Annotated in this window: 14 protein-coding genes; 8 read left to right on the plus strand and 6 right to left on the minus strand. The window is 42.8% G+C overall.

The features are described 5' to 3' along the window. Positions 1-36: 36 nt before the first annotated feature. Together ACOQON_RS08870 and ACOQON_RS08875 are read right to left on the minus strand one after the other, a co-directional pair. A complete protein-coding gene (locus ACOQON_RS08870; protein ID WP_420578569.1) occupies positions 37-660 on the minus strand; it encodes a GOLPH3/VPS74 family protein in 624 nt (207 codons plus the stop codon). A gap of 80 nt (positions 661-740) precedes the next feature. After that, positions 741-2,021: a cation:proton antiporter gene (locus ACOQON_RS08875; protein ID WP_420578570.1), complete on the minus strand. Its 1,281-nt coding sequence runs from the start codon at positions 2,019-2,021 to the stop codon at positions 741-743. A gap of 132 nt (positions 2,022-2,153) precedes the next feature. Here ACOQON_RS08875 and ACOQON_RS08880 point away from each other — a divergent pair, with 132 nt between their 5' ends. Next, positions 2,154-3,488: a D-alanyl-D-alanine carboxypeptidase gene (locus tag ACOQON_RS08880; RefSeq protein WP_420578571.1), complete on the plus strand. Its 1,335-nt coding sequence runs from the start codon at positions 2,154-2,156 to the stop codon at positions 3,486-3,488. On the opposite strand, the gene ACOQON_RS08885 is transcribed toward ACOQON_RS08880, so the two are convergent. Beyond that, on the minus strand, positions 3,489-4,112 hold the full coding sequence (locus tag ACOQON_RS08885) for a hypothetical protein (protein WP_420578572.1): 624 nt from the start codon (positions 4,110-4,112) through the stop codon (positions 3,489-3,491). A 226-nt stretch (positions 4,113-4,338) separates the two neighbouring features. Between ACOQON_RS08885 and msrB the strand changes: the two genes are divergently transcribed. Continuing rightward, entirely contained in the window at positions 4,339-4,734 is a 396-nt protein-coding gene (gene msrB / locus ACOQON_RS08890) for a peptide-methionine (R)-S-oxide reductase MsrB (protein ID WP_420578573.1), read from the plus strand. Here the strand turns inward: msrB and ACOQON_RS08895 are convergent. Continuing rightward, a complete protein-coding gene (locus tag ACOQON_RS08895) occupies positions 4,731-5,342 on the minus strand; it encodes a hypothetical protein (protein WP_420578574.1) in 612 nt (203 codons plus the stop codon). The genes msrB and ACOQON_RS08895 overlap by 4 nt on opposite strands. A gap of 162 nt (positions 5,343-5,504) precedes the next feature. On the opposite strand from ACOQON_RS08895, the gene ACOQON_RS08900 reads away from it, so the two are divergent. Further along, positions 5,505-8,615: a WD40/YVTN/BNR-like repeat-containing protein gene (locus ACOQON_RS08900; protein WP_420578575.1), complete on the plus strand. Its 3,111-nt coding sequence runs from the start codon at positions 5,505-5,507 to the stop codon at positions 8,613-8,615. 123 nt (positions 8,616-8,738) lie between these two features. On the opposite strand, the gene ACOQON_RS08905 is transcribed toward ACOQON_RS08900, so the two are convergent. Beyond that, a complete protein-coding gene (locus ACOQON_RS08905) occupies positions 8,739-9,779 on the minus strand; it encodes an SO2930 family diheme c-type cytochrome (RefSeq protein ID WP_420578576.1) in 1,041 nt (346 codons plus the stop codon). Further along, entirely contained in the window at positions 9,776-10,996 is a 1,221-nt protein-coding gene (locus ACOQON_RS08910) for a parallel beta-helix domain-containing protein (RefSeq protein WP_420578577.1), read from the minus strand. Before ACOQON_RS08910 ends, ACOQON_RS08905 begins: the two co-directional genes overlap by 4 nt. Positions 10,997-11,175: 179 nt before the next feature. On the opposite strand from ACOQON_RS08910, the gene ACOQON_RS08915 reads away from it, so the two are divergent. From ACOQON_RS08915 to ACOQON_RS08935, 5 genes are all read left to right on the plus strand, one after another. After that, complete coding sequence (locus ACOQON_RS08915; RefSeq protein ID WP_420578578.1) at positions 11,176-11,655, plus strand: hypothetical protein; 480 nt, start codon at positions 11,176-11,178, stop codon at positions 11,653-11,655. A 54-nt stretch (positions 11,656-11,709) separates the two neighbouring features. Beyond that, positions 11,710-12,906 carry an L-2-hydroxyglutarate oxidase gene (gene lhgO, locus ACOQON_RS08920; RefSeq protein WP_420578579.1) on the plus strand — a complete coding sequence of 399 codons (1,197 nt, stop codon included), beginning with the start codon at positions 11,710-11,712 and terminating at the stop codon, positions 12,904-12,906. Between the two features lie 97 nt (positions 12,907-13,003). Then, positions 13,004-13,600, plus strand: coding sequence for a hypothetical protein (locus tag ACOQON_RS08925; protein ID WP_420578580.1), 597 nt, complete (start codon positions 13,004-13,006; stop codon positions 13,598-13,600). A gap of 290 nt (positions 13,601-13,890) precedes the next feature. Then, positions 13,891-14,172 carry a hypothetical protein gene (locus tag ACOQON_RS08930; RefSeq protein WP_420578581.1) on the plus strand — a complete coding sequence of 94 codons (282 nt, stop codon included), beginning with the start codon at positions 13,891-13,893 and terminating at the stop codon, positions 14,170-14,172. Between the two features lie 295 nt (positions 14,173-14,467). Further along, positions 14,468-14,986, plus strand: a complete 519-nt coding sequence (locus ACOQON_RS08935) for a DinB family protein (protein WP_420578582.1) — start codon at positions 14,468-14,470, stop codon at positions 14,984-14,986. Positions 14,987-15,001: the final 15 nt, after the last annotated feature.

Raw genomic sequence — 15,001 nt, forward strand, 5'->3', positions numbered from 1 at the left:
CCCCTCTTTCCCTTTTTCAAAAAAAATCCTCTTGTATTAGAATAAGCTCTTCATCTGCCGAAGCGCACTAGCTAAATCCTCATCAATGTCAGCTCTATCAACAATCTCTTTTCCTACTTTTTCTGCATCAATTAGCTCATCCTTGTCTCTGAATACTTCGCTTAGGATATTGCAATAATCTATCAATGAGAACAAGATAGTGAATGCCGGAGAAGGCTTTGCACTTTTGAATACGATGGCTTTTAGGTTATTTCTGATCTCTTGTTCAAAAGCATAGTTCGCGTTATCCATTCGATCAGAAAGCGGAATCCATAGAAGTTTAGTTTCTTCCTTTTTCAAAATTCCCCTTTGTACAAGCAATGCATTTAAGTCTTCCTGAATGTCTTTGAATTTTCCTGAAAGTGTTTTTATCTGATCTGCTATTGATGGTCCGGTTTGAAGTTTCTTAAGCACATTATCCAGAATTCCATTTCCGGTTCCGATCGTGTCAACCACAGAAATATTACCGCCCTCCAGTTTAATCTTTTTCAGCAAATACAATTCAAGAATACATGCTGCTAACACACCCGGAACCACTGTCTTCTCCGCTGCTGCAAGAATTCTTCCTTCTTCATCGTCTAATGCTATAAGATAAAAGCCCTCGGCAATACTTAATTTCATAGTTGGTTATTTTTAGTAAAGGTAATGTTTCTCAAAGAGCGAATTTCATAAATTTTACTTAAACACGGATAGCCCAAAGATTATTTTTTCAATAATGCCCCAATGGTGAGCCCTTGTACTAAAATGGAGAATACAACGACGCAGTAGGTCGTGAACAAAATGGTATCCTTCACATAATCAGGAAAAGCCAGATCAGTCAGCGACAATGCGAGTGCTACCGAGATACCCCCGCGCAACCCACCCCACGTAAGTATCTGAATCGTTTTAGGCTCAAATGTTCTAAAAGGCCTCATGGCTGTGATCGGTATACTCACACCTATAAACCTGGCTGTTAATACAATGAGGATTCCAATTCCACCAATGGCCAGGTTACTCACTGTGAAGGACTCGGCGATGACGAGCATCTCCAAGCCAATGAGAATGAAAAGTATGGCATTAAGTGCTTCATCAAGCAGGTGCCAGAATTTGAAGACGTATTCACCGGTCGCGTTAGCCAGCTTTTCATCTCGTCCCTGATTTCCTATGAATAGTCCCATCACCACCATTCCAAGCGGAGCAGACACATGGATCAATTCAGCTATTCGGCCTCCCACCATTACAAGTGTAAGCGTTACCAACACTTCAAGTTCCACATGATCATTGTCTATGTAATTGAGTAGTTTGAATCCAACAAAACCAAAAAGTGCTCCAAGCAATAATCCACCAAACACCTCTACACTAAACAACATGGCCACACTTGCAGCGGTAATTTCAGCGTCTCCGTGTCCACCAGCATCATGAATGCCCGCTTGTGCTTTGGCTATGCCCAGAATCGTTAGGAATATAACAACCCCTACTCCATCATTAAAAAGGGACTCCCCTGCAATTTTGATTTCCAGTTTTTTAGATAGTCCGAATTGTTTTGTCAGTGCAAGTACTGCAATCGGATCTGTAGGTGAAATAAGGGCGCCAAACAGTAAACAGTAAATCAGATCGATTTCATAGCCCACCATCGGGAAAATCCAGAAAACCAGAAAGCCTACGATAAATGTAGACATCAATGTACCTAATGTAGCTAGCACCAATACTGGCACGCGTTCCTCGATTAGTTTGCCTAGGTTAGTTGAAAGTGCCCCAGCAAATAGCAAGAAGTTGAGCATCACATTCATGAGCACTTCTTCAAAGTCAAATTCAGCAATTATATGCTCGGCTCCTTCAGTGATAGATGGTACAAATTGCCCCAATACTAGAATGGTCACTGACATTATAAGGGCAATAAGCATCAGCCCAATAGTCGATGGCAGCTTCACAACCGTGATATTGATCAAAGTAAATGCGGCGGCCATGAAAATCAGGAGTGTAATTAGTTCTAATATACTCATGGGTAAACTAGGTAGAAGTTTCTTTTGGTTTAGATTAGTGTGAGCAAAATAAATAAATTAAGAGTACGAAAAAAATAGTGCTCCACGAGCGGAAAAATAGCTCTAAATACACTCATTTCACTCATAAAATATATGATTCAGTATTTTTCCTTACTCCTGATCAAGAGAAATCCTTATCAAAAACTTGTTTTATTAATCTTTCCGCTTTTTGTGATCAGTTGTGCCAGTGTAAAGCAACTGGCCATGGAAAAAGATGTCAATCGTTTGCTCAATCATTCGGAGGTTTTCTCCGATCAGTTCACCGGATTCAGCCTTTACGATATCGAATCCGGAACTTTCATCGCCAGCCACAACTCCACTTTAAAATTTACTCCGGCATCTAATACAAAGTTGCTCACGATGTATGTTACCATGAAAAGTTTTGGTGACTCCATCCCCTCTTTACTGTATTCCAAAAAGGATTCCAGCGTATGGGTTTCACCTGTAGGAGATCCGACTTTTTTATACGAACCTTTCGAGAATCAAAGAACGTTCGAACTTCTGGATCAATCCAGCAATATATTTATTGACTGGCCTGGAGCGAATCCTGAGCCATTCGGCTCGGGGTGGGCATGGGATGACTATATCTACAACTTCCAACCACAACGAACATGGTGGCCCATTTATGGAAATACAGTAAGCATTCGGAAAGTGAATGACTCACTCACCATTACGCCATCCTTCTTTGAAGATTATGTTGAAGTATTAGATCAAACACGGCCAGGAGAATTGGTGAATCGTGAGCGAAAATTCAATGTGTTTACGGCATACTTGGAAAGTGATACATCTGACTTTGAACGCATTATTCCTTTTGAGTATTCACAGGAGCTTCTATTACAATTACTCAACGACACATTGATTACTGATCCCAAATATGCCAACAGTCCGTTTCCACTTACTGACACACTTTACTCCCAGCTCACCGATTCGGTTTTGGTAACTATGCTGAAGCCAAGTGACAATTTTCTTGCGGAACAACTCCTTCTAATGACTGCACGATGGAATGGACATAGTGAGGTGAAGAGTTTCATTGAAGAAGTAAAAACTACATGGCTTCCGGAATTAACCGACATGGTTTGGGTGGATGGCTCAGGTCTTTCACGATACAATTTAATTGCACCGGTTGATCAGGTTCGGCTTTTAAAAAGATGCCTGGATGAGTTTGGATGGGAACGAATAACTGGATTACTCCCCACTGGAGGAGAAGGCACCTTGGAGGATTTATACCTTCCAACTGAAGAGGAGGCTTCATTCATTTTTGCAAAAACAGGAACCTTAAGCAACAATCATAACCTGAGTGGTTATTTAATCACGCGCTCCGGAAAGCGAATGATCTTTTCATTTATGAATAATCATTATACACGTCCAACGATTGAGGTAAAAAAAGCAATGGAGCAATTTCTTATCGAGATCAGAAATGCCTACTGATTAGTACGCTACCTCCAGGTCATCCAATTCGACCAGAATACTATCCAGTGTCTCAATGAAATCCGATTTGTCCATATAATAATCAGACATGATCATATCCATATCCGAAAAGACCTGTACTTCATATTCCTTCTTATTCCCTTCTGCAAAATCCAATGCATACCGTAGGTTATCAATGGCGAAGGAAACGGCTTTCATTGCTTCCGGTCTTTTGTCTTCAAGAATAAAATCTTTGGCACTTGCTATCTCATAATAAATCAGCGCATTAAGCGCAATTACACTGTTTTTATTAAGGCTAGTTTCGTTAAAGTAGCCCAAATCCATTTGAGATTTCACAGTTCTTAAAGCCTTCAGACCAGCATCCAGTTTTTGCCTTGACTCATCGGTAGACTTATCACGCAAATATTGAAAGGAACGTACAGCCTCATCCATGTAAAGTGAACTTCTGGAATACTCCTTGTCTGACAAATAAATTCTGGCATTTTGCAGTGCATAGTTGGGAATTGATGCATGTGAACTGATTGCTACGGGAGCTCGCTCAGCTTTGATGAATCCCACAATATTGAACAAGACAATTGCCCCGATCAAAACAGATAGATAATATGGTGCTCTTTTGAATGACATACACTCCTAACATAGTCAAAATGCTAGAAGTTTCGTCATTTCTGATTCAAAATGAGGGTTTTTACGGATTACACTCTCGTACAAAATCCTCAGCTGATCGCATCAAAGTGGCGTTTGAATTGTATATTTATTTTGAACCTTACAATTCAAAACCAGTTTATTTAGTTACACTTATTTTAGTATTCAATAAGTAAGTTCGGAAGTCATAATAACCAATTTCAAAACCATGGATAAAATCAATAAATCAGATGAAGAGTGGAAGAAAGAATTGACAGGTGAACAATTCTATGTCCTTAGGGAAAAAGGAACCGAGAGACCATGGACAGGAGCACTTTTAGAAAATAAAGAAACTGGTGTATATGAATGTGCTGCTTGCGGCAATGCATTATACTCTTCCGAAACAAAGTATGATTCCGGATCCGGGTGGCCCAGCTTTTATGATCCTATTTCGGCTAATGCGGTTGAATTTGAAAAAGACAGATCATTTGGGATGGTACGAACTGAAGTGAAATGTGGAAAGTGTGGAAGTCACCTCGGGCATATATTTCCAGACGGACCTCAACCCTCTGGTCAGCGGTATTGCATGAATTCAGCGGCTTTGAATTTTAAGAAGAAAAACTAAGCAACCGTATTGAGCTTGGTAATCCTCACAAAGTTTTCATCGATCATCCATAGAAAGTGAGGTGCAATGTTGACAACCACTCCATTCAATGTTGATTTGACAAAAAATCCGGTATTATTTTGTTCATTTTCATTTTCAAGGTAGGCGTTTACCAGCTCACCTTTCATATTTCTGACGATTGGCACCTCACCCCTCACTTCCACTCCGAGAAATTCTGACAAGGCTGCAATAGACATATTAGCGATGAGGTTTTCAATTTCAGCCATGAAGTCATTCCTCATCATTTTATTTTCAGAAGATCGGGAATAAGTAATATTATCCGGAAGGTTAACCTGGTTGATCAGGTCCATTTCATGGCTGTTTATCACAAAGTAAAAAGCCCCATTAATCTCCCCTTTAAAAGCTACTTTCATCAGGTTAACCTTGAAACGTCCCAAATCGTCAAACTCATGTAGCGGTTTCAATACCCCCTCTCCAAACTGGATCAATTTAGGATTGACTCGAATCCGAAGCATCTGCTCCATGGATTTTGCCGCCTTAGCCAGCGATTCGGAAATCATCTCCTCTATAATCTCTAAATGTATATCTGATAAGTTACCTCTGCTCACAACTGAATCACCATGTTAAATACAAAATTATCGAAAGATAAAATTAAACCGGTATGAAAAGTTCCGCACCTCCACCCAAACGAATAAATAACCTCTAGTGTAGCTTCTTGTTCTATCAGCTAATGGTAAATTATTAACTTGAAACAAACAAAACCTAGACGTATGAAGAAGATTTTACTGTTCACGATAATGCTGGCATTCTTCTGCTTTGATGGAGAGTCACAGCGAAGGAAAAGAAATACCTCTGCCAGTCCTGCATATGACAAGAGCCTCTATGAAGGAATGCAATGGAGAAACATTGGCCCATTCAGAGGTGGTCGCTCTGCAGCCGTTACCGGAGTACCCGGAAAAGCCAATTTGTTTTACATGGGCAGTACAGGCGGTGGCGTTTGGCGAACCAAAGATGGAGGTCAAACATGGGAGAATATCTCTGATGGATACTTTGGTGGCTCAATCGGAGCAGTAGCTGTAAGTGAATGGGATAACAATGTAATCTATGTCGGTGGTGGTGAAAAGACCGTTCGAGGAAATGTGTCCTCAGGCTGGGGCATGTGGAAATCCGTGGACGCGGGCACGACCTGGCAAGAAATCGGCATGAAGAATGCCAGACACATTGCGCGTGTGAGAATTCACCCTAAAAACCCTGATCTGGTTTATGCTGCGGTCATGGGTGACCTCTATAAATCGACCAGTGAACGTGGTGTTTACCGAAGCAAGGATGGTGGACAGACCTGGCAAAGGGTGCTATTCGCCAATGCAGATGCCGGAGCTGTGGATCTTACATTTGACCCTAATAACCCACGCATTTTGTATGCCTCCACATGGCGCATCAGACGAACACCTTACAGCCTGGAAAGTGGCGGAGAAGGATCAGGGCTATGGAAAAGCACGGATGGAGGAGACACATGGACGAACATCTCGAAAAATGAAGGATTACCAGGTGGAATCTGGGGGATTTCAGGTGTAACTGTCTCCCCGGTCAATTCAAACAGGGTTTGGGCTATCATTGAAAATAATGACGGAGGAGTATACCGATCAGATGATGCTGGCAAGACCTGGAGGCTGATAAATAAAGATCGGAACCTACGCCAGAGAGCATGGTACTATACCCGAATCTATGCAGATACTCAGGATGAAGATGGAGTGTATGTGTTAAACGTGAGATATCATAAGTCAACAGATGGTGGAAAAACATATGAAACATACAATGCCCCGCATGGCGATCACCATGACTTGTGGATTGCCCCGGAAGACAATCAGCGAATGATTATTGGTGATGATGGTGGTGCTCAGATTTCATTTGATGCTGGTGAAAACTGGTCAACCTATTACAACCAACCCACTTCTCAATTTTACAGGGTAGTAACTGATGATTCGTTTCCATACAGAATCTATGGAGCTCAGCAGGATAACTCAACCGTGCGAATTGATCATCGATCCGATGGAAGGTTTATTGGAGAAGACGACTGGGAGTCAACAGCTGGTGGTGAAAGCGCACACATTGCACCCGATCCGGACAATAATGAAATTGTTTATGGAGGAAGCTACGGTGGATTTCTGACCAGAGTCGATCATGAAAATGAGCAAATCAGAGCAGTTAATGTTTGGCCAGATAATCCAATGGGACACGGAGCAGAAGGATTCAAGTATCGATTCCAATGGAACTTCCCCATTTTCTTCTCTCCACACAATCCTGACAAGCTATACACTGCATCCAACCAGCTTCATGTGACCACCAATGAAGGTCAGACCTGGGAGGTTATAAGTCCGGATTTAACACGAAATGATCCAAGTAAACTCGGACCTTCAGGTGGGCCAATTACCAAAGACAATACAAGCGTAGAGTATTATTGCACCATCTTCGCGGCAACCGAGTCTTACCATGAAGAAGGTGTGATCTGGACAGGTTCTGACGATGGGTTAGTACATGTGACAAAGGATGGTGGAGAAAACTGGAAAAATGTGACTCCTTCCGGAATGCCGGAATGGACCATGATCAATAGCTTAGAAATTGACCCGTTCAATAAAGGAGGTCTTTATATCGCAGGTACCAGATACAAACTAGGAGATTATGCTCCCTATTTGTACAAAACAGAGGATTATGGACAAACATGGAAGAAGATCACCAACGGAATTGATGGCGAGCATTTTACTCGTGTAGTTAGAGCAGACCCCAATCAAAAGGGGCTATTATACGCAGGGACAGAAGCAGGCATGTATGTTTCTTTTAACGATGGAGCTAGCTGGCAGCCATTTCAAATGAACTTACCGATTGTGCCGATTACGGATCTGGCGATCAAAGACAACAACCTGATAGCAGCTACTCAGGGGAGAAGTTTTTGGATCATTGATGACCTTACTCCCTTTCATCAATTGAATGAGGCCAATGGTAAATCAAGTTTCTTATATCAACCAATGGATGCCTGGAGAATGGGTGGTGGAAACGGACGCACATCCAAAACCGCAGGTACAAACCACCCAGGTGGTGCGATTGTCAATTATTTTGTCAAGGATACAGCCAGTACTGACACGATAGCTATTAGCTTCCATGAGGCAGATGGTGATTTGATTAAAGCGTTTTCGACGCATCCTGACAGAGAAGCTAAGGAAGGAAAACTGGATGTAAAGCCAGGCTTTAACTCGATAAACTGGGATATGGAATACCCGGGCGCAAAAACCTTTGATGGAATGGTCCTTTGGTGGGCGGGTACCGATGGTCCAACTGCTGCTCCCGGAGAATACAAAGTGAAAATGACTGTTAATGGAAATGAGTCAGTTAAAGATTTCAAATTAAAGGCTGATCCAAGAAGTGAATCAACACAAGCAGATTATCAGGCACAGTTTGACTTCCTCATCAAGGTTAGAGACAAGTTGACTGAAACGCATGAAGCAATCATCAATATCAGAAAAGCGAAAGCACAAATCAATGATGTGATGAAGAAAGCCGAGAATGATAGTATCACAAAGCTTGGAAAAGAGATCGTAAAAGAGATGTCTGAGATAGAAAAGGCACTTTACCAGACTAAGAATGAAAGCGGTCAGGATCCGTTGAATTTCCCGATTAGACTGAATAACAAACTCGGTCACCTGGGATCGCTTATGGGCGTAGGCAATTATCGACCAACCGATTCAGCGCTGGCATTCTATGATGAAGTCACAGCCAAAATCGACGAGCAATTAACTATGCTGAATGACATTTTTGATACACGAATTGATGAATTCAATCAAGCCGTGAAAGAAGCTCAAATTGATGCAGTGAAGCTGGATGAGTAGTTTCTCATTAATTCCACGTTTGAGTGTCATTCTGAATTTATTTCAGAATCTATTTAATCTTAAAGAAAGATCCTGAAACAAGTTCAGGATGACTAAAAAAGGGATGTTTCCGCATCCCTTTTTTCATTCCATCCGAGCGATCCACTCCCTGATCAACTCCACCCCTTCTTTATGAGTCATCTTTCTCCCGAGTTCCGGCATCATTTCGCCCGGTTCCATTGACTCGATGCGGTGCACCAGAATAGACTGATCAGGTTTGCCTGGCACAATGCTGTATTTGAGTCCACCCGAACCTTTCCCTGCTGCTATCGGCGGTTTGTTTACCCCCAACCTGTACGGATCAGTCTGTGATGTCAGCAAATAAAGGCCTGAATTTTTAGCGGGTCCTTCCCTTCGATGGCAATGCGCGCAGTTGACCTCCAGCCACGCCCGAGCCCGAGCATCCAGCGTGGCTTGTCCATCTTCATAATTAGTTAATTGGGGGAAACTTGTTTCCGAAACATTCAGCCATCCATTCTCCTTCCATTCAGAGAGCTGACGATCCCTATTGAGCTGACGGGCAGAAGGTCCTAATGGTGTAAACTTTCCTCCCATATCATGACAGCTTTTGCACTGTGGCTGGGACGGGATGCTATAGTTGATCCGCTGAAGCTTACCTGCTTCATCCGTCCACTCAACTGGCACCCTTTTCCCCAGGATCACACGCTCAGCTTCGGTTTGCTCCTCATTCCATTGGTATACAATCGGCTCCCAACCTTCTTCGGAATTGATCAGCAGCCGAGTTTCTATAATCATCCGACCTGCTTCAGGAGATCGAAAATCAAACGGATAGTAAAAGTTCTTGATAAGTATAGTTTCTTTTGGAAAATCAAGCACCTCGGTCTCATGATAGCTCATCGCCTTCCCCTCAGGCAGTCTGATAAATCGCGCCTTATGCGCATAATCTGAGAATAAAGCTGAATTGATTTCATAGGGAATCAGTCGTTCTTCAGCGGGTATTAATCCTTTCATTGGCTCCTTAAAGAATCCCCACTCACTAAGGTATTTAGGACGGTTATTGACCGGCTTTACTCCAAGACCCACTTTTTCTATAATAATCGGCTTTTGCTGAGGAGAAGAGCAGGAAAATAAAAGTAGGACCAATATGAAGGATGAGTGTCTCATTGAAAAATAGGTGCGATTGAACCTGTTTCACATGCGTACATACCCCAGTCGGTCGTCCGCCCCTCAAACTCATTTGCCGCGTCAATATTGGCGAAACTAAATTCACCATTGTTACTCAAACACATGACAAATTCCTCATTCTCCGGCATGATTCCATCCATCGCAAAATCCGGAAGGTTGAAGGTGAAATACCTCAGAAAGAGCAGTCCGAAATCATTCTCCAAGGTTGGAAACCAATGCTTGTTTTTAAACTCATTATCATGGAAGTAGATGTAATTGGGATATGGATCATATTCCGCATTGATCTTATTATTGGCTGAGTCTAGCTGCGACCCTTCCTCTGCGCCCAATGCTTCCACCAATACATAGCTGGCCAAAGCTGTGCCTACCGTTCGGTTATGATGAATTCGATTATTGTATATATCAATGTGGCGAGTCGCCATCATCATAATGCCGGTCCCTGGTGGAACCGTGGCAACTACATTTCCCTTAGGAGCAAAGTTTTCATGGTTATTGCTGATCACATCATTATTATACACCCGTGTCGTGTGGCCACTTTGCGTCAGCCCTGGCATATCAAAAATCAGAATACCTCCTGTATTGTCATGGGCATTGTTCCCATAGATCTCTACCCAGCGGCTGTTTTCACTTTCAATTCCGGCTACATTGTGATAGACCTCATTATTTCGAATGATCACACTGTCTGATTGTCCGACATAAATGCCTGCATCTGACGAACCTATGGCGATGCTATTTTCTACAATTACGTTCTTACACAACACCGGATAAAACGCATAGGCTCCATTCTCCACGCTGGGCTCACCTGTCCATTGCGACCTTACATTGGTAAACCGAATGCCCTTGGTATCGGTGATTTTGATATTGTCGCCCGGAGCATCCTGAACGGTGAAATCACGAAAAACTAAATTGATGCAGTTGGCCGCTCTGATCCCCTCTGCTCCACTTTCCTGCATAGCAAAAGACAAAATGGTTTTATCCATTCCAGCTCCCTGAAAAATGACATTGGCTACACCATCCAAAATCAAAGGGTTTTTAAACATGAAATTGCCTTCCGGGATATTGATGGTATCTCCATCTTGTGCCTGGATCAGGAGTGTCTGGAGGTCTTCTTCTATGGATTTCCATTCAATCGATTTTTCAGTTTTTTGGCTACAGGATATCACCAAAATCAATGTGAGTAGCGATAGGTACTTCATTTTATTGGTAGTTGTATCTAATCAAATTTAATCCCAGATGCGATAAAACCTATTACGTTCCTAAAAAACATCCCCCTCCTACCCACCTTCTATCACACCCCCCTTCAAAGGGGGAGTTATTTAATCTGCCGCTTACAATCAACTTCCCCTCAATAATTACATTTGCCAAAATACCCGCTATGGAAAAGATTCAAGTAGAAATAGTACCCGGTGTTGGGTTAGGTAAGCTTAAGTTTGGAATGAGCCGCGACGAGGTGAAGGCTATTCTTGGAGAACCGGACCACCAGGAAATTACCAGCTATGGTGATGATGATTCAGATCAAAGTGATGCCTGGGAGTATCACCCACTCCGCTTGGATCTTAGTTTCGAAGAAGCGGAAGATTGGAGGTTAACCATTCTTTCTGTTTCCTCAGAAGATTACATGTTTAAAGGAAGCTCGCTCATTGGGCTAAACCAGGAAGAACTCATGGAGGAACTGGATGTTCTCCGGGTAAAAGATCTGGAGATTGAGGACATGTCATCCGAAGATCATCCGGATCAAACACTCATCTCGTCGGAGGCATTGGGGATGAATTTCTGGCTGCATAAAGATATCCTGGAGGAAATCCAATGGGGGCCACTCTTTGCAGATGAAAACACAATCAAGTGGCCTGAATGACTTGCCTATCCCACCAAAGGAGAGCATCTTTGTAACCGTTATTCACTCAGGTATATGTATAATGTTGTTGTGATTGGTGGGGGTATCGTTGGGCTTGCTTCCGCACTGAAAATCAAAGAAAAGAACCCCAACTACAAAGTTGCTATTGTTGAGAAAGAGCGCACCATCGCTCAGCATCAAACAGGCCACAACAGCGGGGTAATCCATTCCGGGCTCTACTACAAACCAGGTAGCTACAAAGCCAAAAACTGTGTGGATGGCTATAACATGCTCCTCGACTTCTGCAACGAGGAAGAAATCCCTTACGAGCTATGTGGAAAGATTGTAGTAGCTACCAAAGAAACGCAGCTCGACGCACTCAATACTTTACATGAGAGAGGGGAAGCAAACGGTCTACAGGGCATCAAAAAGCTGAGAGCTGAAGAGCTAAAAGAATATGAACCACATGTGGCAGGTGTAAGCGGACTTTATGTCCCACAAACAGGTATCATCGATTATAAAGTGGTTGCGGACAAATACGCAGAAAAATTCAAGCATTTTGGTGGAGAGATCTTCTCTTCCAACAAGCTGGTGTCCTTCAAAGAAGAGCGTGGATTCATACACGTTCATACGGAGAATGAACGATTGACCACCCGGGTGGTCGTCAATTGCTCAGGACTCTATACCGACAAGATCGCGAAGCTTTCCGGCGCAAAGATTGACTTCAAGATCGTTCCTTTTCGGGGAGAGTACTACAAGATCAAGCCGGAGAAAGAGCACCTGGTAAAAAACCTGATCTACCCCGTTCCTGATCCGAGCTTCCCATTCCTGGGTGTACACTTTACTCGCCACATCGATGGAGGCATTGAAGCAGGTCCGAATGCGGTTTTGGCTTTTGCACGAGAAGGATATAAAAAGAGCCAGATCAACATGAAGGAACTACTTGGGACATTATTCTACCCAGGTTTCATGCGTGTGGCTGCCAAATACTGGAAGACCGGTTTTGGAGAAATGTACCGTTCTTACTCGAAAGGAGCCTTCACCCGAGCTTTGCAGGAATTGATCCCGGAGATCCAAAAGAAAGACCTGAAAAAAGGTGGTTCCGGCGTGCGTGCACAAGCCTGTGACCGAAAAGGTGGACTCATTGATGACTTCCTGGTAGTTGAGCATGACAAGTTTATCAATGTGGGCAATGCCCCCTCTCCTGCTGCCACCTCATCGCTTGCTATTGGTGAACGTGTGGCCCAGATGGCGATTGAGCGGTTGAAGTGATATTGCTACAATCCCTATATTTGAAAGCAATACGTTAAACGAATTTAAACCCTGATTTGCACGGGTTTGTGTTTGTTATATTATAGTTAGCATCAATATGAGAAATGTCGCTACTTTACTTCTGATAATTCCAAGTATCGTTTTTGCTCAATTCAAATATCAAGAACGGCCTAAAGAAGCTACCATCGATAATATTGGAGTGAGATTACCTAATTCAAACGAAGCTTTGAACTTGATGACTGAGGAATACAAGAGAGTTAACAGTATAGAGAAAATTGAACTTCGCAAACAATCTCTAATTAACACTCTTCAATACGCTGATCGCTTGAAGATTGGAGACTCATTGGCTATTGCAATTCCTGCAGAACAAGTCAATTGGCTTAATAATTTAATTAAAGAAGAACTCAGCGCAATTGGAGTTGATACAAATTCAGATTCTGACAGGGATTATATAATAACATATAGATATTTTCAAAACAACTATGATCCCCCAGGACTTGGACTGTATTTCTACCTTGTTGATTCGAGAACTGGAGTAGAACTACTGAACTACGATATAATAACACCTGAATATGTTTTAATGCCCTATTTCATGGGTTCTATTGAGAAATTTAAGCCGTACTACATTTTTCAAAAACGAAGGAAAGTGAGGAAGGAGTTACATAATTATCTAAATAACTTCTTAAAGAACTGATGCTAACAGTTGCTAGCGCGAATGCGCCTAAGCATCCTTCTGCCAGATTCATCTGATCTTCACCGCTCCACTACCCATTCTGAAAGCGCCTCTCTCCTAGTCATGTTCGTACTTCTGGATTTGATCTTCTGAACGCCGCTCTTTGTAGTTACCGTTGTAGGTGTTGGTTAGCAGAGCTATCTTAGTGCTTTCTGCCAAGCTCGGGGCCCACTCCTGCTAGCTTGGCGTTAGATTTAATTTGACTGCATTGGCGCAGAACCTGAACGGACACTTCTGAACAACTCACGAACTTGGAAACACCAACTACCATAGACGAGGCGAACGTCTTAATAACGAACATCTTAACTGATGAACATGTGCGAACTGGCTTCACAACTCACTATGCAGAAGGTTTCGAACGCCTGAACCAACTGGCAATCTGTAAATACGAAGAAGATCCTGGATATTATCTTTTCTACTGTGATTCTAACTGGAACGTGTTGAATGATACATACCATGAAACGAAGGAACAGGCCATTGAACAGGCTGAACTGGAATTCACCGGAACTGCCAAGACTTGGATTAACGGATAAAAACTAAATCTAACAGGCACTATCGGTTATGTGCCAAACTGCCTCTTTGCAAGCTTCATCAGGACTTGACCGCACCAGTGCACCTTCTGACACTTCACCCAGCTAGCGCGGAAGTTACTTCCGTGCTACGAAACTGATAAAGCACGGATCGCTCCATTCCACAAATGCTAAAATGGAAGATCCGCGCTAGAGATAGAGTATTGCAAGCAGCCCGGAGCGCATTGTATCATGGTCAGAGTGCCTCGCAAGAAATAGGTAGTGTTTAATAAACCCCAACTCATCGTATCTTTAATCCATGCAATTCAACTTAGAAAAATCTATCCAAATACTGGAACGAACCCCTGTGGTTTTGAAGCAACTGCTCCAGGGCCTATCTGAAGACTGGACTACTCCCAATGAAGGTCCGGACACCTGGAGCCCGTATGATATCGTTGGTCACCTCATTCATGGCGAGAAAACAGATTGGATCCCACGGACGAAAATTATTTTGGAATACGGTATTGAAAAATCGTTTGAACCTTACGATCGGTTTGCTCAGTTTAAGGAAAGCAAAGGCAAAAACCTTCAGCAGCTGCTGGAAGAGTTTGAAACCCTGAGAAAAGCCAACCTGGAAGTACTCAAATCGCTTGATATTGAAAGCAACCTGAATAAAAAAGGAAAACATCCTGAGCTAGGTGAAGTGACACTTAGTCATTTGCTCTCCAGCTGGGTCGTGCATGACCTGGGACATATCGCTCAGATTTCCCGGGTGATGGCTAAGCAATGCAAAGAGGAAGTTGGGGTTTGGGAACAGTATCTTGGTATTTTGAAATAACCCAAATCATCGCAT

The organism is Ekhidna sp., from assembly GCF_965221965.1.
Classification (GTDB): Bacteria; Bacteroidota; Bacteroidia; order Cytophagales; family Cyclobacteriaceae; genus Ekhidna.

Excerpts from the sequence above, each read along its gene's own strand:
- ACOQON_RS08870 (WP_420578569.1), bottom strand. The coding sequence starts at position 660 with ATGAAATTAAGTATTGCCGAGGGCTTTTATCTTATAGCATTAGACGAT.
- ACOQON_RS08875 (WP_420578570.1), bottom strand. The coding sequence starts at position 2,021 with ATGAGTATATTAGAACTAATTACACTCCTGATTTTCATGGCCGCCGCA.
- ACOQON_RS08880 (WP_420578571.1), top strand. The coding sequence starts at position 2,154 with ATGATTCAGTATTTTTCCTTACTCCTGATCAAGAGAAATCCTTATCAA.
- ACOQON_RS08885 (WP_420578572.1), bottom strand. The coding sequence starts at position 4,112 with ATGTCATTCAAAAGAGCACCATATTATCTATCTGTTTTGATCGGGGCA.
- msrB (WP_420578573.1), top strand. The coding sequence starts at position 4,339 with ATGGATAAAATCAATAAATCAGATGAAGAGTGGAAGAAAGAATTGACA.
- ACOQON_RS08900 (WP_420578575.1), top strand. The coding sequence starts at position 5,505 with ATGAAGAAGATTTTACTGTTCACGATAATGCTGGCATTCTTCTGCTTT.
- ACOQON_RS08905 (WP_420578576.1), bottom strand. The coding sequence starts at position 9,779 with ATGAGACACTCATCCTTCATATTGGTCCTACTTTTATTTTCCTGCTCT.
- ACOQON_RS08910 (WP_420578577.1), bottom strand. The coding sequence starts at position 10,996 with ATGAAGTACCTATCGCTACTCACATTGATTTTGGTGATATCCTGTAGC.
- ACOQON_RS08915 (WP_420578578.1), top strand. The coding sequence starts at position 11,176 with ATGGAAAAGATTCAAGTAGAAATAGTACCCGGTGTTGGGTTAGGTAAG.
- lhgO (WP_420578579.1), top strand. The coding sequence starts at position 11,710 with ATGTATAATGTTGTTGTGATTGGTGGGGGTATCGTTGGGCTTGCTTCC.
- ACOQON_RS08925 (WP_420578580.1), top strand. The coding sequence starts at position 13,004 with ATGAGAAATGTCGCTACTTTACTTCTGATAATTCCAAGTATCGTTTTT.
- ACOQON_RS08935 (WP_420578582.1), top strand. The coding sequence starts at position 14,468 with ATGCAATTCAACTTAGAAAAATCTATCCAAATACTGGAACGAACCCCT.